This window comes from Paraburkholderia caffeinitolerans (genome assembly GCF_902859945.1).
Taxonomy (GTDB): Bacteria; Pseudomonadota; Gammaproteobacteria; order Burkholderiales; family Burkholderiaceae; genus Paraburkholderia; species Paraburkholderia caffeinitolerans.
This window is the reverse complement of sequence record NZ_CADIKL010000068.1, coordinates 1-24,570: the sequence shown is the minus strand read 5'-3', so window position 1 is coordinate 24,570 and position 24,570 is coordinate 1. Positions and strand designations below refer to the sequence as shown.

General features: G+C 62.3%; 20 protein-coding genes and 1 riboswitch. Of the genes, 10 read left to right on the top strand and 10 right to left on the bottom strand.

Annotation, left to right across the window (positions count from 1 at the left end; genetic code table 11):
- Positions 1–176 precede the first annotated feature (176 nt).
- Positions 177–1,055 (top strand): IS3 family transposase, encoded by an 879-nt coding sequence (locus tag HV773_RS35145; RefSeq protein WP_237164614.1) that lies wholly within the window; start codon positions 177–179, stop codon positions 1,053–1,055.
- A 56-nt stretch (positions 1,056–1,111) separates the two neighbouring features.
- Here HV773_RS35145 and HV773_RS35140 read toward each other — a convergent pair whose 3' ends face one another.
- From HV773_RS35140 to HV773_RS35130, 3 genes are read right to left on the bottom strand one after another with little or no spacing between them, the layout of a single operon-like run.
- On the bottom strand, positions 1,112–1,762 hold the full coding sequence (locus HV773_RS35140; protein ID WP_129563893.1) for a hypothetical protein: 651 nt from the start codon (positions 1,760–1,762) through the stop codon (positions 1,112–1,114).
- Positions 1,763–1,779: 17 nt separating this feature from the next.
- Positions 1,780–4,158, bottom strand: coding sequence for a lysozyme family protein (locus HV773_RS35135; protein WP_129563892.1), 2,379 nt, complete (start codon positions 4,156–4,158; stop codon positions 1,780–1,782).
- Between the two features lie 29 nt (positions 4,159–4,187).
- On the bottom strand, positions 4,188–6,707 hold the full coding sequence (locus HV773_RS35130) for a type VI secretion system Vgr family protein (protein ID WP_129563891.1): 2,520 nt from the start codon (positions 6,705–6,707) through the stop codon (positions 4,188–4,190).
- A 344-nt stretch (positions 6,708–7,051) separates the two neighbouring features.
- Between HV773_RS35130 and HV773_RS35125 the strand changes: the two genes are divergently transcribed.
- Both HV773_RS35125 and HV773_RS35120 read left to right on the top strand, forming a co-directional pair.
- On the top strand, positions 7,052–7,924 hold the full coding sequence (locus tag HV773_RS35125; protein WP_129564454.1) for an AraC family transcriptional regulator: 873 nt from the start codon (positions 7,052–7,054) through the stop codon (positions 7,922–7,924).
- A 30-nt stretch (positions 7,925–7,954) separates the two neighbouring features.
- Positions 7,955–8,953: an alpha/beta hydrolase gene (locus HV773_RS35120; RefSeq protein WP_129563890.1), complete on the top strand. Its 999-nt coding sequence runs from the start codon at positions 7,955–7,957 to the stop codon at positions 8,951–8,953.
- On the opposite strand, the gene HV773_RS35115 is transcribed toward HV773_RS35120, so the two are convergent.
- The 3 genes from HV773_RS35115 to HV773_RS35105 form a co-directional block, all read right to left on the bottom strand.
- Positions 8,950–9,309, bottom strand: a complete 360-nt coding sequence (locus HV773_RS35115; RefSeq protein WP_129563889.1) for a hypothetical protein — start codon at positions 9,307–9,309, stop codon at positions 8,950–8,952. The two genes, HV773_RS35120 and HV773_RS35115, sit on opposite strands and share 4 nt — an antisense overlap.
- A gap of 228 nt (positions 9,310–9,537) precedes the next feature.
- Complete coding sequence (locus HV773_RS35110) at positions 9,538–9,666, bottom strand: isoaspartyl peptidase/L-asparaginase (RefSeq protein WP_227875522.1); 129 nt, start codon at positions 9,664–9,666, stop codon at positions 9,538–9,540.
- Between the two features lie 52 nt (positions 9,667–9,718).
- Positions 9,719–10,798, bottom strand: coding sequence for a tartrate dehydrogenase (locus HV773_RS35105; protein WP_129563888.1), 1,080 nt, complete (start codon positions 10,796–10,798; stop codon positions 9,719–9,721).
- 342 nt (positions 10,799–11,140) lie between these two features.
- Between HV773_RS35105 and ubiM the strand changes: the two genes are divergently transcribed.
- Both ubiM and HV773_RS35095 read left to right on the top strand, forming a co-directional pair.
- Positions 11,141–12,430, top strand: coding sequence for a 5-demethoxyubiquinol-8 5-hydroxylase UbiM (ubiM, locus tag HV773_RS35100; protein ID WP_227875521.1), 1,290 nt, complete (start codon positions 11,141–11,143; stop codon positions 12,428–12,430).
- Between the two features lie 3 nt (positions 12,431–12,433).
- The gene (locus HV773_RS35095) at positions 12,434–13,468 is read left to right on the top strand and encodes a ribonucleotide-diphosphate reductase subunit beta (protein ID WP_129563887.1); all 1,035 of its coding nucleotides are present in this window, start codon (positions 12,434–12,436) and stop codon (positions 13,466–13,468) included.
- Between the two features lie 32 nt (positions 13,469–13,500).
- Here HV773_RS35095 and HV773_RS35090 read toward each other — a convergent pair whose 3' ends face one another.
- A complete protein-coding gene (locus HV773_RS35090; protein WP_160113486.1) occupies positions 13,501–14,430 on the bottom strand; it encodes a LysR family transcriptional regulator in 930 nt (309 codons plus the stop codon).
- A gap of 208 nt (positions 14,431–14,638) precedes the next feature.
- Here HV773_RS35090 and HV773_RS35085 point away from each other — a divergent pair, with 208 nt between their 5' ends.
- The 5 genes from HV773_RS35085 to HV773_RS35065 all read left to right on the top strand — a co-directional run bounded on the left by HV773_RS35085 (position 14,639) and on the right by HV773_RS35065 (position 21,852).
- Positions 14,639–15,985 (top strand): MFS transporter, encoded by a 1,347-nt coding sequence (locus HV773_RS35085; protein ID WP_129563885.1) that lies wholly within the window; start codon positions 14,639–14,641, stop codon positions 15,983–15,985.
- 154 nt (positions 15,986–16,139) lie between these two features.
- On the top strand, positions 16,140–17,576 hold the full coding sequence (locus tag HV773_RS35080) for a M20 family metallopeptidase (protein ID WP_129563884.1): 1,437 nt from the start codon (positions 16,140–16,142) through the stop codon (positions 17,574–17,576).
- 209 nt (positions 17,577–17,785) lie between these two features.
- Positions 17,786–18,976 (top strand): porin, encoded by a 1,191-nt coding sequence (locus HV773_RS35075; RefSeq protein ID WP_160113485.1) that lies wholly within the window; start codon positions 17,786–17,788, stop codon positions 18,974–18,976.
- 29 nt (positions 18,977–19,005) lie between these two features.
- Positions 19,006–19,386, top strand: a complete 381-nt coding sequence (locus HV773_RS35070; protein WP_129563882.1) for a BON domain-containing protein — start codon at positions 19,006–19,008, stop codon at positions 19,384–19,386.
- A 105-nt stretch (positions 19,387–19,491) separates the two neighbouring features.
- Positions 19,492–19,686: riboswitch (cobalamin riboswitch) on the top strand.
- Positions 19,687–19,932: 246 nt separating this feature from the next.
- Positions 19,933–21,852 (top strand): TonB-dependent receptor domain-containing protein, encoded by a 1,920-nt coding sequence (locus HV773_RS35065; protein ID WP_129564452.1) that lies wholly within the window; start codon positions 19,933–19,935, stop codon positions 21,850–21,852.
- Positions 21,853–22,109: 257 nt separating this feature from the next.
- Here the strand turns inward: HV773_RS35065 and HV773_RS37345 are convergent, their stop codons facing one another.
- The 3 genes from HV773_RS37345 to HV773_RS35050 form a co-directional block, all read right to left on the bottom strand.
- A complete protein-coding gene (locus HV773_RS37345; RefSeq protein WP_281365335.1) occupies positions 22,110–22,841 on the bottom strand; it encodes an H-NS histone family protein in 732 nt (243 codons plus the stop codon).
- Positions 22,842–23,447: 606 nt separating this feature from the next.
- Positions 23,448–24,191, bottom strand: a complete 744-nt coding sequence (phbB, locus tag HV773_RS35055) for an acetoacetyl-CoA reductase (RefSeq protein ID WP_129563881.1) — start codon at positions 24,189–24,191, stop codon at positions 23,448–23,450.
- Between the two features lie 260 nt (positions 24,192–24,451).
- On the bottom strand, positions 24,452–24,570 hold a 119-nt coding region (locus HV773_RS35050), incomplete at its 5' end, for a hypothetical protein (protein ID WP_175198404.1).

Here is a 24,570-nt window from a genome sequence, read left to right as displayed (position 1 = left end):
GCCTACTCATCAAGCCGATGACATCGCCGCACTTCTACCGCATCGATGGGTGCCTGCCGCCGCCTGATTGACGGCAATTTAGGCTGAGGGGTGCCTTTGCCGGGCGCTTACAGTGGCGTGAAGATGGAGCGCGATATCCTGGGAAAAGCGACGGCGTACTTCGCGAAGGAGTCGGTGTGAAGTACGCGTGGATCGAACGACACAGCCGGCAATGGCCGGTTTCCGTAGCCCGCCAGACGCTGGGCGTCAGCCCCAGTGGTTATCATCGTCTCAACGCTCTCGATGTCGATCCTGAGCGGCCGCGCCGAAGCATCAGCAAGGACGCACTGCTGATCCACATCCGTGCCGTGTACGCTGAATCCAAAGGCGAACGCGGCTGGCCGCGCGTCTGGAAAGAACTGCTGGCTCAAGGCATCCATGCGAGCAAGGACCGGGTTCAACGGCTCATGAAACTGCATAGCATCAAGGCGCGCGCCAAGCGCCGGTTTAAGGCCACGACCGATAGCAGGCACAACTGCAGGTCGCACCAAACCTGCTGCAGCGTGAGTTCTCGCCGGCCAGGCTGCACAGCCATCACCTACCTCTGGACCGACGAGGGCTGGCTGTACCTCACCGTCATCCTGGACCTGTTCAGCCGTCAGGTCGTGGGTTGGTCGCTCAAGCCGCACATGCGCACCGAGCTGGTTTCTGACGCGTTGCGTTTGGCGTGGTTCCGCCGTCGCCCCGAGGCCGGCCTGATTCTGCACAGCGACCGTGGAAGCCGCCCAATACTGCAGCGACGAATTCCAGGCGTTGCTCAAGGGCTACAGCATGCGTTGCTCTATGAGCCACAAGGCCAATTACTGGGACAATTCGCCGACCGAGACCTGTGGGGATCGCTCAAGCAAACGCGCATTCACGGCCGGCGCTTTGCGACGCGTCGCGAGGCAACGGACGAAGTGCTTGCTTGGTTGAGCTTCTACAATCATGAGCGTCTGCACTCGACGTTGAACTACATCAGTCCGATGCAATTCGAGAGGAGTTGGTACGCCGCACAGCGCCAGCAAGCGGCATAACGAGTGTTCAGTTAGCAGATACGAAATTCGCGGGCAACCTCAGTTTGAATTCGCGATCAGTCGACTTTTGTCGGTACCGCACATTTGAATGCGTCCGCTGGCAAATGAAGGCTCTCCAAGACACTTCTCGCATTCGAGTCGTTGATTGATACCTCGCCCGCTGCCTTTGTCAAACTGTCGGATGCGTCAGGTGCGTAGCAAAACGAGCGGTTCGGCGCATCATAAGCAAGTACGCGCCAAACCGTGGCTTTGGGTTGATTCGCATAGATTGTCGGGTAGATCACCAGTTGCGACGTTCCGTTGTTATCCCCGTCGACGATCAACGGCCGCTTGAAGCCGATGCATTCGTCGTCATGCCCGACATCAAGGGATATCGGGGTCATTTTTATAGGCGTTACGTAGTCACTGTCAGCCTTATAGATCAGCACGTCACAATGGCCCGAGCGTAACGGATGATTGTCTGCGTTTCCGTTGAGAACCGGCAGCAACCATGCCTTTGTTTCCCCTGATTCGAAGGACACGATACCCACGGATTTAACATCGAACGCTTGATCGCCCCCTCGGTTAGTGTAGACGACGCTAATCGACTGTTCGATCAGATCAGTGATTTCCAGCTTGTCGTGCTTCACGTTTGGACCGATGGCCCAGCAAGCCGAAGTGAAAGTGACAAGCGCCGTGGCAGTGAACCAAGCAATTCGATGTTTCATGGAAAGGTTAAATCTGGTTAGGATCGTTGAGGCGTATAGTCCACCGTGACTTCAGACGTCACGCTGCCGTGATGTGGATTGAACGTCGCAGTCTTTGTCTCACTCGTATCGTCGCTCAGGAAGCGCGCAACATAGTGCGCGTAGCCCTGACGCTCGAAGAAGCCGAAGCCTCCGCCGTTAACAAGCACCGAGACACGGCCGATGGTCTGCTCCGTAACCCCATGGTCACAAACGCTGTTGATATCGTAGGTGCCGTCGTGGTGCTTTGACACCCAATAGTATCCACCGCTATCCGCGGCATTGTAGGGGTCCGATGCGATGATGTCTGGATCGTAGCGAGGGTACCACTGCTTCTCGGTTCCATGATCGGCTGGATTGGCCCAATAGTGCAGCGACGTCCGTGTAATGCGCGAGTCCGAATAGACGCCAGATGCATTGTCAGGCAGTGCGCCCGCAGTGCGGAAATCGCGGTAATCGTCATAATTACCAGCCCACGTGAGCTGCATGGAACCACGACCAAAGAAAGCCTGATAGTACTGCATTGCAGGGGTTGGCCAATGTCCGTGGCTATTCTTGTGCCCGCGGCCAAGCTCCCGCATGGTGTCGAGGCGCGCTGTCTCAATGAAGGTTTGCGCAAAATAATGCGTCTGCCGGTTCGGTGTCACGATACCGTACTTGCGAAACGCCTGATTGAACGCACGCACGTAGGGCGTCCAGCGCGAAACCGAGGTACCCCACGCAATATTCACGTGGTCGTGACGTGCTGGCATACCCGCATACGAAGAGCGCGGGAGCAATTGTGCCATTTCGTTCAGTGAGCGCCAGCCGCAGCGGCGCATGTGCTGGATAAAGCCAAACGGATGGAAATGCCACACCTGTGGATCGGTTAGTCCGGTGTTCGTCCAGTCGGCTGGCTGCCCCCAAAATTGCAGTTTGCGAAAAAACGCGAGTTGTTTGTCGTAATCGGCGTCTTTACCGCAAAAGGGGCCGTCGACACCCGGCCCCAGTCCGTCCCTTTGCTTGAGGCGTGCGTAACGATGCTCATTGTCCGAACCATCCCATTCTGTGTGGAAACGGCAGACCAGATGGCGTAGACGCTCACGTATCGACGCATTTTCCGTTGCGGAAATAAATGTTGAAAAATCCTGTGTAGCGGCATCGCCGGTGTCACCAGGTTTGACAGCCAACCCCATGAGTGCCCGCAGGCCCGGTACATCGCAGATGCCGTCGGCAGAGAAAGCGCCATCAGATTCTGCGATCTTTTGCCACCCGAGCCACGAGGGAAAATCCGCATCGGATAGTTTCTTAATGCCGTGGGCTGCGAGATCGATGTATCCGGATTTGCCTGCATCCCACGTAATCAGGGTATGCAGTTGCTTGTCGGCTGCTGCAAGTAGCTGCTTATCTGGGCCAATCGCACGGCCAAAGCGCAGCATCTCATAGCCTGCACTAGGGCCGCTTCGGTAAAGCTTTTTGGCAAGCGGATACAGCGCGTATTCAAAGTTCTTGTCGACCGTACCCTGAGTGTCTGTCAACAGCGTCGGCGCAAGCGTGCCGCCATTGTCACGCCACACGGTCGTGTATTTGTCGCCACCTCGATAACCAATGCGAACGAAGAGGCGCGCACCGGTCGTCCCCGCCTGACCGGTGGGAAACACGTGCTTGGCAATTTTGTGATGCGCATCCGCGTGTGGCGCTGAAGCGAGAACAGAGGTGCCCGCCGGAACCACGAAGTAACTATCGCCCCAGACACCTATATTCCCATTCGCGGCTCCCTGTGCATCCACGACGGTACTGAGGCTGTCAACAAAGAACGCGTTTAAGTCCGAATTTGTCGTGAAAATCTCGAAGTGAATCATGCGCCGACCACCGGCGCTTAGGCCGGGAAACCCGAGAATGTCCTTCCGGTAAATCTTCGTCTCTCCATCGACCTTGATGCTTTGTGCATCCGAGCCGTCACCGGTAGCACTTCGTAGCGGCAAGGGACGCGCCGCTTCCTGCCGTCCCTCGCCTCGCAGTTCGGCATCGTCCATCAAATGCATATACAGGGAATAAAAAACAACCTTATTGCAGCCTTCGCCCTGTTCGGCCTCTGCAGTTTCAGTCTCGTGACGCAGCAGCACAAAACTGTTGTCAACGCCTGTTTCCGGAGCGCTCCCCGGCGGAGTAACCTTTCCGGATGCCATGCGATAGGCCACAAGCGTACCGTCTGCGATCGCGCGCACCGGCTCGTGGTTGCCCGGATCGCGCAAATGAATTCCGCCATGCCATACGGATTGAAGACTGGCGGGATAAACACCCGAGTCGAGCATTTCAAGATTGAATATGCGCGCCTCCCAAGCCTCGTCGGTTTCCGATATCTGCCGAGGCGGGAGAAAGGGATAGCTAATCAGCATATTGGTGTATGTCAGTGATAACGCCGAGCTTATTCGGAGAACGGCCAGTGGGAGCTAGAGAGTGATTGCGGAAAATCGGGGTACACATACGGCATCTGCGTCGGCCCGGCAAACGAATGCTGCGCTCCCTTGATGTCGATCTTTCCCGGTGCGTGGATTTCGATGTTGCCGCCCTTGATGCGGATATAGGCACCACCTGACGTCAGCAGAATTTCCTGTTTCGCGGCGGCTTCGATATTCTCCGTCGCCGACAGTACCTTCACCGCCTTCTGCGCGATCAGTTCGATATTGTCCGAATGGGCTTGCACCTCGACCTTGCCCTTTGCAGCAAACAGCTTCATCCCCGCGTTCTGCACGAACAGGCTGATCTTCTCCGCCACGCTTGCCACCAGCGACTTGCCTGTAGCGATGAACGTACTTTGTCCACTCACGAGATTGGTCTGCTGATCGCTCGACACATGCACCGACTGCTGCGTCGACAGCGCAATGCCGGATGGACTCGCGACCAGCATCACGGGTTCCTTGAAAGCGTTCGCGTTACCCGTGCCACCGCCAGCCGTCCGGCCTCCCGACTGCGAACCCTGCACGTTGCTCTGTGTCGCATCGGTGAATGTCTTCAGTGCATCGTGCCCAACACCGAGACTTTCCGCCTGATGTTGCTGGCTCGCCTGCGACAGCGCCTCCATGGCACTTTCGGAATTGACGAGCTGCTGCTGCGCCTCGCGCACGTCCAACTGCTGGCTGTTTGCCTGCTTCGGGTGCGTCGTAACGTATAGCCCCTGCGAAGCGCGCACGGCACCATACGAATCCGTTTTTAAATCGAATCCAGAACCAAGATATGACCCGCGTGTATTGCCGTTCTGGTCAATCAGATAGCCCAGGTGCAGAAGGCTGTTCCCCGTGCTGCTGAACAATTTCGCGCGATTCTGCCCGGTCGCATCGTCGAGAACCATCTCGTTGTAACCGGAACCCGAATACTCCTTCGACCGGTAGCCCGAGAGAATGCCGTTGCTGTGCCACTGCGGCTGGACGCTTCCGTTATAAACACGATGCAGCACGATCGGCCTGTCACAATCGCCGCCGACATACCCGATGAGGACTTCCTCGCCAACACGAGGAACGTGAACGCTCCCATAGCCGCCGCCAGTGTCCGACTGCGCAACCCGCACCCAGCACGAGGCACCCGCATCCCCAGGGTTCTGCCGATCCCAGACGAACATCACCTTCACCCGGTTCAATTCGTCCGTATGAACCTCTTCACCCTGCGGCCCCACAACCATGGCCGTCTCCAGGTGCATCTCCGGCTTTTCATGCTCGAACGGGCTGCGGTACGGAACCGTCACGCGCTGCGCCTCGACGTCGGCCAGATAGAAGCCCACGGAGCCGTCCCCGTGAGTGACGGTCTCTCCCGTGCGCCCGGACTTTGCCCGCGCCAGCGTGTCCTGCAGGCTGTACGGTAAGCCCGCCCCGTGGTCCGACAATGGCAGGTTGTTCTCGATGTACCGGCGCACCTTGATGGCCGCGAATTCCCGCTGGTTCGCCGGATCGCGATCGTGCTCCGGATGGCCGGTCAGTTCGAAGCGCAGGCCCGCATCGATACCGCGAACGCCGCCGGCCGCGAAGAACCGTTTGGCACGCGACTCCCACTCTTCCAGGTGAATCTTCGAAAGCTGCTCGCCGCGATCCTGAGTGGGATACGTGTAAGCACCGGTGTATTCGTAGACTTCGGCCTGCTCCGGCAAGTCTCCCTGACCCTGCATCGTCGGCAAGGAGGTGCCCTTGGGATTGACGGCAGACGAGGGAGCCTTGTAGTCGAACGTGCGCGTCGTATGCGCGGTGCTCTGGAGGGTTCGCGAACCCGACCACTGCGTGAAGGCATCCGTTTCGCTGCCGGTGCCCAGGCGATCAAACCTGACCGGATTGGGCGACACCTCGTCAAGTACGTAGATATCGTCGGTCACCACAAGCGTATGCGACTTGCCGTCCTTGCTTTGCTGCCAGAAGCCGAACAGGCCTTCTTCCTCCATCAGGCGATGGACGAAATTCCAGTCGGTTTCGCTCTGGCGGCAATACGAACGTTGGGGCAGCGGCTTGCGCAACTCAAACTGGTACTGGCCACGCGCCTGCGGATGCGTGTTGAACACGTCCGTGATGATGGCGTCGACGCTCTTGTCCTGCCAGTAACGCATGTCGCTGCGGAACCGGAGGAAATGCATCCACGAGGCATAGGTCAGCTGATAACTTGAAAAGCTGCCATCGCTGCCGAGCCTTCGGGCCGTATGGATATAGCCATTGACCGGCAGATAGGACTTGTCTGCCTGCTGAATCCACAGCGTCATCGGCTGCGCAATCAGCTTTTTAAGTTCGATGTCGCCCGCCGTCGAGACCATATCGAGCGTGGCGCTGAAATCGCGGCCCAATTCGGAATAAATTACTGCCCTGCGTGGCACAAGCGCATTATTCGGTAAAACCGGAATATCCGCCCTGATCAAACGGTCCTGCTGGATCAGTCCGCCTCGGATTATCTGGGCCAATTCAGTTGGGTTCATGCCAATTCCATATTCTTGTGCATCGCAAGCCACCTGCCCGCAGACTCAACGGAACAGCCCCGGATATGCAGCGGGCGGATTTTAGTTTTTATGAATATTCATCGTCAACTGGAAAACTGTTAATAATCAGCATGCCAATGTGAAATACGTTTCGAATATGTCCTTCACCCTGAAACGCGAAGACGCCAAGACGCCAAGACGCGAAGACGCGAAGACGCGATTCATATTGCATGAATCACAAAGGCGCCGCCGCCAATCGAGCAAGCGCGGCTAGGTGCGCCGCTGCGAACCTGCGCGATCATACGCACATCGCAGCTCCCGTTGCCTCACGATTGCTCCAGCCCATGCAAGCTCACACCGACGCCACGCGCGCCTACACCACGCGTTTCGACGCCGTCCTCGCCCACATCGACGCGAATCTCGACGGCGACCTCTCGGTCGACACGCTAAGCCGCGTCGCCAACTTTTCGCGGTTTCACTTCCATCGCCAGTTCGCGGCCTATGTGGGCGTGCCGGTCGCGCGCTACGTGCAGTTGATGCGCTTGCGCGGCGCGGCCCGCCGGCTTGCCGCGCAAGACGCCTGCACGGTGCTCGATGCCGCGCTCGACGCGGGCTTCGACAGCCCCGAAGCCTTCAGCCGCGCATTCAAGCGCGCGTTCGGCATGGCGCCGAGCGCGTTCCGGCGGCAGCCGAACTGGCAGATCTGGAGTGCAACCTTTGTCGTCCCCTATCTTTCGAGGAAACTCAACATGGAAGTTCGTATCGTCGATTTTGCTGAAACGCGGGTTGCCGCGTTCGAACACTGCGGGCCGATTGGGCTCGTGAACGAGAGCGTGCGCAAGTTCATCGACTGGCGCAAGCAAAGCGGGCAATCGCCCATCGAAACCAGCCGCACCTTCGGCATTCCGCGCAGCAATCCGGACACCACGCCCGCCGACGATTTTCGCTTCGACATTTGCGGCGAAATCCACGAAGCCGTCGCGCCAAATGCTTTCGGGGTGCGCGAACTCGTGATTCCGCGCGGACGCTGCGCGGTGGTTCGGCATGTTGGGTCGACCGACCATGTAGGCGAGTCCATCTATCCGATCTATCGCGACTGGCTGCCTGCAAGCGGCGAGGAACTGCGCGACCATCCGCTGTTCTTCCACTACCTGAGCGCGTGGCCGGAAACCCCGCAGGACCAGTGGCAAACCGATATTTACGTTCCGCTCGCGTAACAGGGCAACCGCCGGACACAGGAGATATCCGTGGTTATTCTGCTTGGGATGATGCACGTTCTCGTGGCGATGCTGGTGCTTGTCGCCGTTGCCGTCGCAATGGCCGCGAGCGCACCGCGCACGCCGCGCAGCGAGGACACGGACGTGTTCGGCTTCGATGCCTTGCGCTCGCCGCAGAACGCTGCCTCGGACGCGGATTTGCCGGCGCTGCGCCGCTACCCTGCCAGAGATGGCGAGCAACTCGCCTGGCGGCTTTACGACTCGACCGCGAGCCAGATCCTGGTGTTCGTGCATGGTTCATCGGCGCACGGACGCTCCTACCATCGTCTGGCCGCCGCGATTGCCGCTTCCGGCGCGGCCAAGGTCGCGCTGCCGAATCTCCGTGGCCACTATCTGTCCGGCCGCCGCCGGGGCGATATCGAATACGTCGGGCAACTCGAAGACGATATGGCGGATCTGATTGCCGAGTTGCGCAGGCAACATTTCGACGGGCCGATCGTGCTTGGCGGGCATTCCAGCGGCGGCGGGTTCGTGATCCGCTTTGCCGGCGGCGCCTACGCGCAACTGGCGTCGCGCTTCCTGCTGCTAAGCCCCGCCATTCCGACGTCGGCTACGCTCAGGGGCCGGTCGGCGGGCGGCTGGGCGCAAGTCAATCTGCGACGCATCATTGGCCTGGCCATTCTGAATACGCTGGGGATTCGCGGGTTCAACGCGCTGCCAGTCATCGAGTTCAACAAGCCCGTGCGATTCCGTGACGGCTCGGAAACCCTCGCGTATTCCTGGCGTCTGTGCACCGCGTATCAACCTCGCACGCGTTACGCCGCCGATGTGCAAAAACTGGCGGCGCGGGCCGCGGTGCTGATTGGCGAGCATGACGAAGCGGTAGACGCGCAACGCCTGCGCGAGTTGTTCGATCGGGCAGCGCCGGCCAGCGCATTCACGATTCTCCCCGACACGAACCACTTCGCGATCTTCACGAGTTCCGCCGTACACGAGAAGCTCGCGCAGTGGCTCATGGTAACGGACTAACGAGCGCGCACCGCTCCGCGCACGCGGATCATCGCATCAACTGCGGCGGCCAGCTCCGAATCGAGTTGGGGCCAGCGGTCCACGGGAATCGTGGGCACCCGACGCGACCTGTCTCGCATCGCGCCGGGCAGGCAACCGGCCGGCTGCCCTGTTCCGCCGTAGCGAAACACGCGCGCGCGGCCGGGCACGACCTCCTCGACCACATCCACGATTCCCGCCTCGAGCCACATGCGCAGAACCGCCCGCACGCTGCGCGCATCGACTCTCACATGCGCCGCCAGTTCCGTTGCCGTACCGCAGACTCCTTCTTGCATCACATCGATCAGTCGTGATGCTACCTCCCCTCTTTCCCGCATGCTGGTCTCCTCTCAGGAAAGCCTGCCTTGTAGCCGGGATGCAGGCATTGTCGACTAGGTCCCCGGCCAGCGCGCGTAATCGTATTTTCGATCGGTCGCTCGCGAGGTAACGCTAACCCGAGTCGCCGTGCAGTCGTCTCAAAATGGAATCCGTGCTGCGTGCAAACATGGTCGGCAGATGGGCGAGCACTCAATAATTTGGAATCCTTTGTTTTTATTGCGACATCGCTATTGTCCGAAGTGCGCGTCGACCGCGATCAGGCCACCCCGCCCGCCGATGCGCGGCACCCACTCCATCACGACATTCGCTACGGCGTCGGCGAGCGTCGCGCCGCCATATTGCATGGTCGCAGCCACGTATTAGGCCGCGACCATGCGTATGAACCACGGGAAGTCAGCCCACCTCGGCTCACAGCGCGGCGGCCACGGCCTGGCCCACGTCCGTCGTCTTCGCCGCGCCGCCCATGTCCGGCGTGCGCGGGCCAAGCGCCAGCACCTTTTCGATTGCCTGCATGATGGCGTCGTGGGCGGCCTTGAAGCGCGCATCGCCGTTGCCGAGAAAGTCGAGCATCATCGCGCCCGACCAGATCATCGCAACGGGGTTGGCAATGGTCTTGCCGAAAATGTCGGGCGCCGAGCCGTGCACCGGCTCGAACAGCGACGGGAACTTGCGCTCCGGGTTCAGGTTCGCCGATGCCGCAAGCCCGATCGTGCCTGTGCACGCGGGGCCGAGGTCGGAAAGAATGTCGCCAAACAGGTTGGACGCCACCACCACATCGAAGCGGTCCGGCTGCAGCACGAAGCGCGCGCACAGAATGTCGATGTGCTGCTTGTCCCACTTCACGTCCGGGTAGGCCTTGGCCATCTCGGCCACGCGCTCGTCCCAGTACGGCATGCTGATCGAGATGCCGTTCGACTTGGTGGCCGCTGTGAGCTGCTTGCGGCCACGCTGATTCGCGAGCTCGAACGCGTATTTGAGAATGCGGTCCACGCCGTGACGCGTGAACACCGACTCTTGCAGCACGAATTCGCGCTCGGTGCCTTCGAACATCTTGCCGCCCACCGAGCTGTACTCGCCTTCGGTGTTCTCGCGCACCACGAAGAAGTCGATGTCGCCGGGCTTGCGATTGGCGAGCGGACATGGCACGCCCGGCAGCAGGCGCACCGGGCGCAGGTTCACGTACTGGTCGAATTCGCGGCGGAATTTGAGCAGCGAGCCCCACAGCGAGATGTGATCGGGCACCTTGTCGGGCCAGCCCACCGCGCCAAAGTAAATGGCGTCGAAGCCCTTGAGTGTGGCGAACCAGTCGTCGGGCATCATCTTGCCGTGGTCCAGATAGTAGTCACAGCTCGCCCAGTCGAAATACTCGAATTCGACGGGAAGGCCGAACTTCGCAGCCGCCGCCTCCACCACGCGCACGCCCTCGGGCATCACTTCCTGGCCGATGCCGTCGCCGGGAATCGCCGCGATCTTGAAGGTCTTGCTCATGTTTCGCTCTCCGTTGCCTCGCGCGCCAGGATCGGCGCGCGCTCGATAACCGCAAGGATGCCTCAAACACCGCCGACGCAGGGCAATCCGTCGCTATCGGTCGCGCCGCGATCCGGGATAGATTGCCGGTCGCCCGTGCGGGGACCGGCGTGCACGCCATATAGCCGAATACGCCGGCAACCGGAATACGCAAGGCGGACTAGTCCGAAAGAAGCAAGCGCGCCTTCGCCCCCTCCTAACGCAGGATGGACAGCGGCCGCGGCGCTCTCTAAGGTCTGCGAGCCCGCGTTCGCAACCGCAGCGACCACTGCAACCGGATTAGCACCGGAGTCGCACCGGGGCATGGCGACGTTCGCAGCCCGCCGCACGGCGCTCGTGCATGGCGGCGCATGCAGCGTTGGTGAAATGAATATCGATGGGAGGAACCCGGTGAAAGCCGATATCGTCGTTGTGGGTGCTGGCCCGGCGGGTCTGTGCTTCGCCCGTTCGCTCGCTGGAACGGGCCTGAAAATCGTTATCGTCGATCAGCAGGGCATGGATGAACTTCGTAATCCTGACTTTGATGGACGTGAAATTGCGCTCACGCATAAATCGGTGAGCATGCTGAAACAGCTTGGCTTATGGGAGCGGATCGAGAACCAGTCGAAGTCGCGTCTGCTAGACGCGCGCGTTTTAAACGGCAAATCGTCGTATGCGCTCGAAATCGGGCGCGACCTGAGCCCGCACGATGAACTCGGCTGGCTGGTCGCCAATCACCAGATTCGCAAGGCGGCCTTCGAAGCGGTGCAAGGCGCGAGGGAAGACAGCGCGGATATCGACGTCCGGGCGTCCGAACGCGTTGTCGGCGTCAAGTCCGACGACCACTGCGCCACCGTGCAGCTCGAAGGCGGAGCGTCCATCGAAGCGCGCCTGATCGTGGCGGCGGACAGCCGGTTCTCGTCCACGCGGCGGATGATGGGCATCTCCGCGCAGATGCGCGACTTCGGCAAGACGATGCTGGTTTGCGGCATGACGCACGAGAAGCCGCATCATCACGCCGCTTGGGAATGGTTCGGGTATGGCCAGACGCTCGCGCTGCTGCCCATGAATCCGCACCCGGGTTCCGGCGCGTTCCAGTCTTCCGTGGTGCTCACGCTTACGGGCCGCGAAATCGAGCGACTCAAGCATGCGGACGCGCGCACCTTCGCCGACGAAATCGAGCGCCGCTTCGACCACCGGCTCGGCAATATGGAACTGGTCACGACGCGGCACGCGTATCCGCTGGTCGCGGTTTATCCGGAGCACTTCGTGGCGCTGCGCTTTGCGGCAGTGGGCGATGCGGCAGTGGGTATGCATCCGGTCACGGCACACGGCTTCAACCTGGGCTTGTCGGGCGTCGACACGCTCGCCCGCGCCATCCGCGAAGCCTGCCGCTCAGGGCGCGATTACGCGTCCGACGCGCTGTTGCGGCACTACGAGCACAAGCACCGCCTGGCGACGCGCCCGCTCTACCTGATCACCGGCATGATCGCGTCGATCTACACGCGGGATCATCTGCCGGCACGCTTGGCCCGCGATGTCCTGTTGCGCGCGGGCGATCATCTGCGGCCGTTCAAACGGGGCGTGGCCGCGTACCTGGCGGGAGGGCTCTGAGCCATGCCCCTCTCCAGCAAAGCAGATTCGCAACAACAAGCCACGCGCGCCGAAGACAAGCGCGTCGTCAACGGGCGCGGGGACATCAATCAGCTCGCGCCGTTTCGCTATCCGTGGGCGTGGGAGTGCTTTCTGAGCGCGAACCGCAACCATTGGACGCCGCTCGAAATTTCCATGAGCGACGACGTGCACGATTACCAGCAGCGCCTGACCGAAACCGAGCGGCACGTTTTCGAAAACGTGCTCGCCTACCTCACCACGTCGGACATTCTGGCCATGCGCAACATCGGGCTCGCGGTGATGGAAAAGATGACCGCGCCCGAGTTGCAGATCTATCAGGCACGCCAGGTTTATGAGGAAGCGTTGCACACCTGGACTTACCAGCACTGCATCGAAACCCTCGGGCTGGATCAGCAGGAAATCTATAACCGCTATCGCGTCGTGCCGGAAATCCACGCCAAGATCGCACTCGCGAACAAGCGGCTCGAACGCATTCTGGCGCCCGGCCTCGACCTCACGAATCGCGACACGCTGCACGAATTCGCGCTCGCCTACCTGTTCTTCGCGGCGGTGTTCGAGGGCTGCTGGTTCTACAACGGCTTTACGCCGGTGTTCGCGCTCCAGCGGCGCGGCTTGATGAAGGCGACCGCGCAGCAGTTCCAGTACATCATGCGCGACGAGGTGCTGCATTGCGGCTTTGGCATCCGCGTTATCCGGCAGTTGCTCGAAGAGGAAAACCTGCAACTCGATCCGCGCGCCGTGCAAGAGATCTGGGAAGAAGCCGACGCGGCGGAAACGGCTTATGCGGGCTATATCCTGCGCGAACCGATATTGGGTTACTCGGCGGATTTGCATTGCGCGCAGTTTCGCCACATCGCGAACCGGCGCGCGGGTCAACTGGGGATGCCCGGGCCGTTTCCCGGCGCGGAGAACGTGCTTCCCTGGCTCGACGAGCAAGCCAATTTACGCAAGGAGAAGAACTTCTTCGAAACGCGCGTGACGGAGTATCAGGCGGGCGGCGCGCTAGACTGGAATTAGGCCGGCTGCACCAGGAATCCACGGCGTCGCGTTCAAGCCTCGCCGTCCGCCTTCAGGCCGAGCGCCTCGCGCTCGGTCTTGACCACCGTCTCGATGCACCGCACGAAATGCTCGGCCGACGCGGTCAGCACGGCGCCTTCGCGATGCAGCAGATATAGTTTGCGCGCAGGCGGCTGCTCGAGCAGCTCCAGCGTCTTGAGCTCGGTCGACGGTCCTTCGCTGCGCAGGGCGAGGTGCGTCCACGACGTCACCACGTTGCTGTTGACTGCGAGGCTGTAGAAGAGCGTCTGCGAAGCGCAGCGCGTCACGCGGCGCGGCACCGGCAGTCCCGCGCGCCCGAACAGCTCCTCCAGAAAAGCGCGAAACTCCGCCGATGGTCCCGTATGAAGCCATTCGGCATCCTGAAGATCGGCAAGGCGCGTGGCGCGCGCGAGATCGCCGTGGCGGCTGACCGCGAACCACATTGGGTAGGTGGCGAGATGCACGCAGCGCACCGATGCGAAATCGTGCGCGTCCGCAGCCGCGCCCAGCGCGAAATCGAGCGAGCCGTTCTTGAGCCGCTCAACGAGCTGCGACGGGCTGAACTCCGCAAACTCCAGCTGCACATCGGGCATGACGCGCCGGAAATGGTTGTAGGCGCGTGGCAGCACGGTGATGCCCGCCAGCGGCGTCATGCCAACCGCCACCCGGCCCTGGCGGTTGTCGCGCAGCCGCGCCATTTCCTCGGCGGTGCGCGCCATCTCGTTCACGACCAGTTCCGCGCGTTGCAAGAGCGTCTGCCCTTCCGCCGTGAGCGTCACGCCCGACGAGCTGCGCACCAGCAGCGTCAAGCCCAGTTCGTCTTCGAGATCGCGCAGCGCCCGTGTCACGGCGGGCTGGGTCAGGTGCAGCGTGCGCGCCGCCTCGTGGATGCTGCCGGCTTGCGCAACGGCCAGCAGCGCGCGGAGTTGATTGAGCTTCATGCGTTTCCGATGCGAGACCGATGTGGCAAGGCACCAAGGCGGCGCCATCGGCTGGATAGGTAATTACCCCAATAAATATCGTTTATCAGGATAAGAATTTACGCGTATCACGTTTATTGCCGCGACTTTACCATTCATGCCATCCGCAATGAGCCCGCACCGATCGCGCCAGGCGGACCACAACGACATCCATCCGGAGACACCCTCGATGCAAGAAGCCGCCCCTCCGCTGGCCCAGGCCGTCCCGCACGCGCGGCCCGCGTCGGCCCAGACCCGGACGATCATCGCCACTTCGGCGGGCAACGCGCTGGAAATGTTCGATTTCACCGTGTTCAGCTACTTCGCCGGGCTGATCGGCAAGACCTTCTTTCCGGTCGATTCGGGCTCGGGGCCGCTGCTGCTCGCCATGGCGACCTTCGGCGTAGGCTTCGTGATGCGCCCGCTCGGCGGCATCCTGATCGGCAATTACGCGGATCGCGCGGGCCGCCGCGCGGCGCTCACGCTCACCATCGTGCTGATGATGATCGGCACCGGCGCCATCGCGCTCACGCCGGGCTACGCGCAAATCGGCGTGGCGGCGCCCGTGCTCGTGGTGATCGGCCGGCTGCTGCAAGGTCTCTCGGCGGGCGGCGAGATTGGCGCCTCCACCACCTTTCTGATGGAGTCCGGTCCGCTCGCGCGGCGCGGCTACATGGTGAGCTGGCAAGCGGTCAGCCAGGGCGTCGCCGCCGTGATGGGCGCGCTGAGCGGCGCCGTGCTCTCGGCCACGCTCTCGCCCGATGCGCTCGCCAACTGGGGTTGGCGCGTGCCCTTCGTGTTCGGGCTCGCGCTGGGTCCGGTGGGCTTTTATATTCGCCGGCGTCTGGACGAAACGCACGTCGAGACGCATCGCGAGAGCAGCGCGTTCCGCGAGGTGGTCGGCCAATACCTGGGCCGCACCGTGCTGGGTTCGCTGATGCTGGTGGGCAGCACCTCCATGCTCTATATCCTCGTGTTCTACATGCCGGCCTATGCGGTGCGCACGCTGCACCTGCCCATGACGACCTCGTTTCTGGCGGGCTGCGCATCGGGGCTGGCGATGATCGTGGCGGCGCTCATCTCCGGGCGCTGGATCATCGACCGCCTCGCGCGGCGCAAGCCGCTGTTCGCCGCGACGTCGCTCGCGTCGCTCGTCTGTGTCTATCCGGCCTTTCGCATGCTGATCGCCGCCCCTTCGGTCACGACGATGGTCGTGATTGTGACCGTGGTGATGGGTCTCGTCACGCTGGGTTCGCTGGCGTTCTTCCTGCTCGTCATGGAAGCCTTCCCAGCGCGCGTGCGCGTGACCGCTCTGGCCGTGATCTACAGCGTGGGCGTGAGCCTCTTTGGCGGCTTCGCCCAGTTCAACGTCACCTGGCTGCTGCATCGCACCGGCGACCCGATGTCGCCCGCCTGGTACCTGCTCGCCAGCGGCGCGCTGAGCCTGCTCGCGCTTTGGCGCTTCCCCGAACAGCGCGTGGACGACAGCGCCGCGCCTGCTGGCGTGCGGCCCGAATCGCCGATTCAGCGCACCTGATTTAGTCCGCGCTCCGCGCCTGCATCCCATCGCCTGACAACTTGCCTGGTAGTCCAGATAGTTTGGCGGGGTGACGCACTCCCTCAATTCATCCAGTCCGCGGGTCCCGGGCACTTGCCCGCCCCGCGGCCCCCTCATGCCCACGGAGAACATCATGACGACCCTTGCGCCCGTACTCGAATTCATCGACCGCCAGAGTGAGAACTTCACCGCGCTCTCGGACCAGATCTGGAATCTCGCCGAGCTGCGCTACGAGGAACATGCTTCCGCCGACCTGCACGTGAAGCTGCTGGAGGAGAACGGCTTTCGCGTCACGCGCGGCGCGGCCGGCATTCCGACCGCCTTCGTCGCCGAAGCGGGCCAGGGCGGTCCGGTGATCGGCATCCTCGGCGAATACGACGCCCTTTCGGGCCTGAGCCAGGAGGCCGGTGCGCTGACCTGCCAGCCGTCCAGTGAAGTCACTAACGGCAACGGGCACGGCTGCGGCCATCATCTGCTCGGCAGCGCCGCGCATCTGGCCGCCGCCGCAGTGAGCCATCATCTCGCGAAGAGTGGCCAGCCCGGCACAGTGCGCTTCTACGGCTGTCCCGCCGAGGAAGGCGGCTCGGGCAAGACCTTCATGGCGCGCGCGGGCCTGTTCGACGACCTCGACGCTGCGCTCTCGTGGCATCCGCACGTCTATACGGGCATTTTTCCGGGCGGCTCGCTCGCCAACATCCAGGCCTACTTCCGCTTCACGGGCAAAGCCTCGCATGCGGCGGCGGCCCCGCACCTCGGCCGCAGCGCGCTGGATGCGGTCGAGCTGATGAACGTGGGCGTCAACTATCTGCGTGAACACATGCTGCCCGAGGCGCGCGTGCACTACGCGGTCACCCACACGGGCGGCCTCTCGCCCAACGTCGTGCAGGCCAACGCCGAAGTGCTCTACCTCGTGCGCGCGCCGCGCAACGATCAGGCTGCCGAACTGTTCGAGCGCGTGAAGAACGTGGCGCGCGGCGCGGCACAAATGACCGACTGCTCGCTCGAAATCGTGTTTGACAAGGCCTGCTCGAACCTGCTCGAAAACACGGTGCTGAGCCAGGTGATGTACGAGCACCTCGAACGGCTCGGCACGCCAACGTTCACCGCCGAGGAATTCGCGCTTGCCGGCGCGTACCAGCAAGAGACCCTGTCCGCCGCCGACGTGGAGGCGTCCTCGCGCTCGCTCAACCAGGCCTGGCGCAATCCCAAGCCGCTGTTCGACCGTGTCGATCCGTACGTGCCGAACAAGGGCCGCCCGATCGCCGGCTCGACGGACGTGGGTGACGTGAGCTGGATCACCCCCACCGCGCAGTGCCATACCGCCTGCTACGCGTTCGGCACGCCCCCGCATTCGTGGCAATGGGTCGCGCAAGGCAAAACCGCGCTCGCGCATAAGGGCATGCTGCTCGCGGGCAAGACGCTCGCGGCGACCGCTATCGAACTCTTCGGTGCACCCGAAACGCTGGCGAAGGCGAAGGCGGAGCTCATCGAACAGCGCGGCGGCAAGCCGTACGTTTGCCCGATTCCCGACGACGTCGCGCTGCCGTTCGAGCGCGAACCGCGCCGCTAAACACAGGCGCGCCGCGTCGTTCGCTGAACGCGAGCGGCGTGCCCAGTAACGGCTGCAACACGAGAATATCGCCAATCAATTAATAAGGATTCCATATCGCATATCGGTCCGCCACTGCGCCCACTCCTTCCAACCATTCTGACCCATCCCCAGAGCAATAAATGTCAGCCAGCCGCCTTTCCATGCGACGCGCGCCGCAGTCCGGCCGTATGCGCATCCGCTCCTTCGCCACGGGCCTTCGGCCCGCGCACCTAGCCTGCGCTTTCGCGCTAGGCACCGCCAGCTTCGCGGCGCACGCCGACACCGGCGGCCTGTTCCTCTTCGACTACCTGCAAGGCGTGCCCTACGCGATGAGTTCCGCCTATACGCCGGGCGTCACACTCTACGGCGTGGTGGACGACTCCATCGGCTACACGAAAGGGGCGCACAGCGCATTCGTGCAGCAAAGCGGCGGCGAATGGACTTCGAAATTCGGCCTCTATGGCGTCGAAAATCTTGGCGACGGCTATCGCGTGCGCTTCGCACTGGAAAACGGCTTCAATACGGCCACTGGGCAACCGGGCACCCCCGGCACGATGTTCAACCGCGAGGCGTGGATCAGCATCGGGTCCAAGCGCACCGGCGAGCTAAAGTTCGGCTTGCAGGACGACGTGGGCGTGCCGCTCTTCGTCGACGTATTCGGCGAAGTGGGCACAGTTTCCGCTGTGGGCTACCTGCTCCAGTGGACCAGCGATCTCGGGCCGGGCGCGAGCTACGAGCCGGCGCGCCTGCCAAGCGCGATCAGCTATTCGTCGCCATGGTTCGGGCCGCTCAACGCCCAGTTCGCCGTGGTGCTGCATGGCGCGCAACCGGCGGCACCCACTTTCGCGACCCGCAGCGCCGCGCTCAATTATTTCGATGGCCACCTGTTCGCCACGCTCGCCTATATCGGCAATTATGGCCAGAACGCGCTCGTGCCTTCGCAGTTCGTGCGCACCGACAATTACGCCGCCGGCGTGTTCTACGACGCCGGCCATTACGTGCTCTCCGCGGGCTACAGCTTTCTCGCGCCCCGGATCGAAGGCGACCGCGTGGCCTCGGTTTACTCGGCCGGGGCCATTTACCGCTACCAGCAGCGCAACGACTTTCGCGTCGAACTCGCCTATCGCACGGTGAGCGGCTTCAATGACCATTCGCTCGGCATCACACTCGGCTACGACTACAACCTCTCGGCGCGCACCGCGCTCTACGTACGCGGCTCGCTGGTTCACAACATCGGCTCTGCGCCGGTCTATGGCGACATGCCGACGCAACAGCCCACCGTCGATAACATTCAGAACAGCTATATGGGTCCGGGCGGCGTGATGCAGAACTATCACTCGCCGCATGTCGTGCTCGTCGGCATGTATCACAAGTTCTGAACTCACTATCCGCTCCAGGAGAAGAAAACATGGTGTATCGAATCGGCACCCGGATGGCCGCCATGGCGTTGCTGATGAGCGTTTGTGCCAGCGCCTCAGCGCAGGGCGACGAACACACGGCAAGCTCGCAATCCGCCGCCGCGCCACCGGCCGTGAGCGCGCCTGCCGCAACCGACCGCCAGCTCGCCACCTCCGTGCGCCACGCCTTGCGCGCGGCACGCAAGCAGGGACTTAAATCGACCTTTATTCGCGTGCGGACACACGATGGCGCGGTCACGCTCACGGGCGTCGTGGCCGACCAGAACCAGATCGCGCTCGCGATATCGGTGGCGCAGGGCGTAGCGGGCGTACGCACGGTGGCGAGCAAGCTCCAGGTGCGCAGCGACGCCGAAATCAAGGGCAGCCAGTAGCCGCTCGCGACAATCTGGCTCGAGAAACGGGCTGGACCAGCGGGCTCGGCGGGCGTTTTCACAACGCCCGATGCATAACGGGTTGACGCGCGCCACGCGCGGCCATTACCCTTGCGCCCTGATGGTTCCCGGCGACGGGATCAAAAGGGAACGCAGTGGAGCCGCCCGGCCCCAAGTCTGCGGCTGCCCCCGCAACTGTGAGCGGCAAGCCCATGCCAAACGCGCCACTGGGAAACCGGGAAGGCCGGCAAGGGGCGTCGACCCGCGAGCCAGGAGACCTGCCATCGACCGAGGTCCAAGCAGCCGCACGGGACGGGGTGTCCCGATGCGCCAGCACCGCCCGTGCGCGGTCGCCCGCTGCAAGGACAGCCCGACCTCAGGATCAGTTGCATGTCCACCACGATTGAAACGGCTTCCGCCCAGGAAGCCTGTCGCCGCTGCATTGGCGAACGCTTTAGCCAGCGCATGGGCCACATTCCGCCGGCTCCCGGCGCCTCCAGAGAAGACCACCGGCCGAAACTGCGCCACATCGCCGCCGCGTGCGCCATGAGCGCATATGCATGGCACAGCGCTGCCGCTGCCACGCCCGCGACGCCCACCACGCAGCCGCCTGCCGCCGCCGCATCCACCGCCTCGGACAACGACCCCACGCTGTCGAACATCCTTGTGGTAGGCGACACGCAGCATCTGCCGCAGTCGTTCGACCAGCGCTACGCGAGCACGCAGGTGCTCACGCGCGAAGATCTCGACCGCCTCTCGCCCGTCGACCCGAGCATCACGCAGGCGCTCGCCACGCTGCCGGGCGTAACGGTGTCGCAAAGCGGCGGGCCGGGCTCGGTGTCTTCGGTGAGCATTCGCGGCTCGTCAGCCCAGCAGGTGGCCGTGTTCATCGACGGCATCCGCATCGGCTCCGTGACCACCGGCATGCCCGAATGGGCCGATTTGCCAACCGACGCGTTCGACCGCGTCGAGGTGATCTCGGGCCCCGCTGCCGCCTCGTTCGGCGCGGACGCCGTGGGCGGCGTCGTGCAGCTCTTCACGCGCCGCGCGTCGAATCTGCCGAACCGGACCACGGTGTCGTTCGGCGGCGGCTCGAACAAGACCTTCGACACGATGCTGAGCACCTCCGGCACCGTGCCGTCGAGCGGACCGCTCGCGGCGCTCGGGGGCCTCACGTATTCGCTCGGGCTGCACGACTACAACACGGCAGGCATCGACGCGACCCGGCCCTGGGCCTACGGCCACGAGGACGGCCGCAATCCGTACCACGCCCAGGACGTGAATGGGCGGCTCGGCTACGCGCACGACAACTGGTCGATTTCCACCTTCGCGCTGTATCACCAGTCCGATCTGTCCTATGACAACGCAGGCGGCAACGACCGGCAGCGCGATCATCAACTCACGACCGGCGCGGCGTTCCACCTCGATATCACGCCGTTCACGCAATTCGATCAATCGGTGGGCTACGCGACCGATCGCCAGTTCATCTACTCGAACGATCCCACCATACCGACCGATCAATTCGACTCGACGCGCTTCTCCACGTCGACGTCGATCACGCATCAGGAGAGCGGGCACACGCTGTTCGGGCAGCCGCTCTCAGGCGAAACCAAGCTCGCCTACGACTTCTCGCGCGAACTGGCGTTCTTGCCCGTCGAGGTGCCTGGCGGCTTGCCGGCGCGCAACGACTCCGCCGTCTCGCTGCACCAGTCGGCCACGCTCGGCGACGTGACGCTGTTCCTCGCCGGGCGCCACGATATCGTCCAGGGGCAGGCCGTCAATACCGGTAACGCCGCACTCTCGTGGGCGATCACGCCGGTCTATACGGCACGTGTTTCCTACGGCAACGCGTTCCGGCTGCCGACCTTCAACGATCTGTACTATCCGGGCTACGCGAACCCCAACCTCCAGCCGGAACGCAGCGACACGGTCGAGGCAGCACTCGATGCCAACACGGCGTATGGCACTTTCACGGCGGCGGTGTACGACACGCGCGTGCACGATCTCATCAACTACGATTCGCAGACCTTCCTGCCCGTGAATATCGGTCGCGCGCACATCCAGGGGATCGACCTCTCGTACAAGGGCACGCTCGGAGCGTACACGCCCGTGAGCCTCGCGATCGGCATTCTGAATCCGCAGGACGTGACCGACCAGACCTGGCTTCCTCGCCGCCCGCGTCAAACCTTCAACCTGAGCGTCGACCATACGTGGGACGAATTCCACCTCCACGCGCTCAGCACAGGCGTCTCGCTGCATTACGGAGGCTCGACCTTCGACGATCAGGCCAATACGCTGTATTTGCCGTCGTACACGACGGTGGACCTGCGTGCTTCGTATAAGGTGAATGCGCACCTGCTGCTGTCCGCGATGATCTCGAATCTGTTCAACAAGCAGTACATGACCGCATACGGCTATAACAGCCTCGGCCGGACCGCATTCGGCAAACTCACTTATACGTTCTGATCACGCGCATTGTGGATTACACATGCCTTTCAGGCAGTGCAGTGCGCAAATGACAATGACGCAAAAGCTGGCCGAAATAATCGAGCCCGCCATTGCAGAAATGGTTAAACGAGGGTGGTGGGAAAAGATAGCCGCCAGTCGATCTGCGGCGACAACCGTAACCCGCGTTGCGCTGTCCCGCTCGGGAACGGCGCAACGCCGGCTATGGTCAGGTGGTTGATCGAACAGCTTGGTTGAGCCGTTCGATCAGCGGGTTATCAGGCTGTGGTTGCGGGCGCTGCGGCCGCCGATGCAGCAGCCGGCACCGCGGCGCGTGCTTTTCTTGCAGCCGTTTTACGCGGCGCGGCGGCCTTCTTTGCGGGTGCCGCGTTCTTGCTCGCACGCGCGCCAGCCGCCTTTTTAACGGCGGTGGTTTTTACGCCGGCCTTCTTTGCCGCCGCGCGTTTCACCGGCGGCTTCTTCGCGACTGCTGCTTTGGCCGATGCCGCCTTGGGTGCCGCGCCTGCCGCGATCAGGAATTTCGAACGGTTCTTGACGTCGCGAATCCAGGCCGGTGCACGCCCGCGCCCGGTCCAGGTTGCGCCGGTTTTCGGATCGGCGTATTTCGGCGCGACCGGATGTGCATTGGGATGCGGCGCTTTCGCAGCGCCATTCGCGGCCTTGACGCCCGGCTTGCGGCCGCGTCTTTTGCCAACGAAGCGCTCGATATCGGCAACGCTCAAACCGTGCTTTTGCATCAGATCGCGAATTCTCGTGAGCCCGACGGACGATTGCTTTTCGGCAATCGCCACCGCCTGTTTCTCAAGCTTTGCAATCTTCAGCTTGATTGCGTCCAACGTAACCATACTCATTCTCCCTGTCAGGAATTCACCCCCAAGCGACTGTTTGAACTTCGTTTGCATGTCGAAGTTTGGCTTGGACCACGCATTCGCCCATATAGGCAATGCCGTCATGGCATACCCAATTATGACGGCAAAGCGGCAATGCATGCAAATTGACTGCCATTGGCGTGACCATTCGCAGATTCAATCCACGGCAATTTCGATATCGGATTCCTCCAAATTCTTTCATTTGACGATATCTACTTGCACAATAGTCGCAAGCCGGTCCGCCTACAACTGATTTGAGGCTCGCGATACGGATTTCGAAAAAATGCGAGTTTCTAGCGAGACGCTGTGGACTGGCGAAATGACATGCGGCGCCTTTAGCCAATTTCAAGTGCTTGCGATCGCCTTCGCGCGCAACAATGATTACACGTTATTTCTGGAAGCGCGGGCGGCCAGTTAGACGTATTTCATCTCGCCGCTCTTGTTGGCGGGAATGTTGGACCGCGCCACCGCGCTGCACGTGTAATAGCCGGAGCCGAACGACGCGCCATTGAGGATCGTGTTTCAGTGATTCGGATGGGGCGCTACGGGATGGGGCGGCGCGATTCTCGTCGCGCGGGGAATGGGTGTGCTGCGGGGGGAATTCGGCCGCAAACGCGAGGCTGCGTGGGCCTTCGCGCGGCGGTCGCCCGCCGCGAGATGCACGCCGCAAACGACGCCGGCCAGGACGGCCGGCGCAGCTTGCGGCGAAGCAAAACGAGTACAGCGTTACTGCATGTGCTGGCCGCCGTTGATGGGGATATTCGCGCCAGTCACGAAGCTGGCGTCGTCCGAGCAGAGGAACAGCACGAGCGCGGCAACTTCATTGGGGCTGCCGAGACGGCCCATCGGAATCTGCGGGATGATCTTCGTATCGAGAATCTCCTGCGGAATGGCGGTGACCATCTTGGTTGCAAGATAGCCCGGCGAAATCGTGTTCACCGTCACGCCCTTGCGGGCGACTTCCAGTGCGAGCGATTTCGTGAAGCCGTGCATGCCGGCCTTCGCCGCTGCATAGTTCGTCTGGCCCACGGCGCCCTTGGAACCGTTCACCGACGAAATATTGATAATGCGGCCCCAGCCGTGCTCGACCATGCTGTCGCACAGCGGCTTCGAGATATTGAAGATGGAGTCCAGATTGGTGCGCAGGACCATATCCCAATTGACCTTGTCCATCTTCTTGAACGTCACGTCGCGCGTGATGCCCGCATTGTTGATCAGAATGTCGACGGGGCCGACTTCGTTCTTGATCTTCAGCGCGCCGCGCTGGCACGAATCGTAATCGGCAACGTCGATGGAATACGCGTGGAATTCGCGGCCCGTCTCCTGCATTCTGGCCAGCCAGTCCTTTGCGCCAGCGTTGTCCGGCGAGTGCGTGACGACGACCTTATAGCCTGCGTCGTACAAACGTACGCTAATAGCCTCACCGAGACCGCCCATGCCACCAGTTACCAATGCAATACGCTTAGTCATCCTTTCTATCCGCGAGAGAAAATTACAGTGATTCACGTGGCGTGCCGTTGTTGATACGCCACTTCTTGCATGCCCGGCATCCTCGCACGAGAGGCGAAGACCACTCGGGCAGGTTCGCGCGGGTTATTGTGTCCATCTAATGTTGCGCGAAACTTGTCCGGTTTGCCGGCCAGCGCACATCTCGTGCCGTGCAGGCAAACCGTTTGACTTCAGTGCGGCCCGATCGGCTGATCGGGCATGCGGGTTCTGCTCAATCGATCTCAAGCACGCTCGAGCGCAAGCGCCACGCCCATGCCGCCGCCGATGCACAGCGAGGCCAGGCCACGCTTCGCGTCACGGCGCTGCATTTCGTGCAGCAGCGTCACCAGAATCCGGCAGC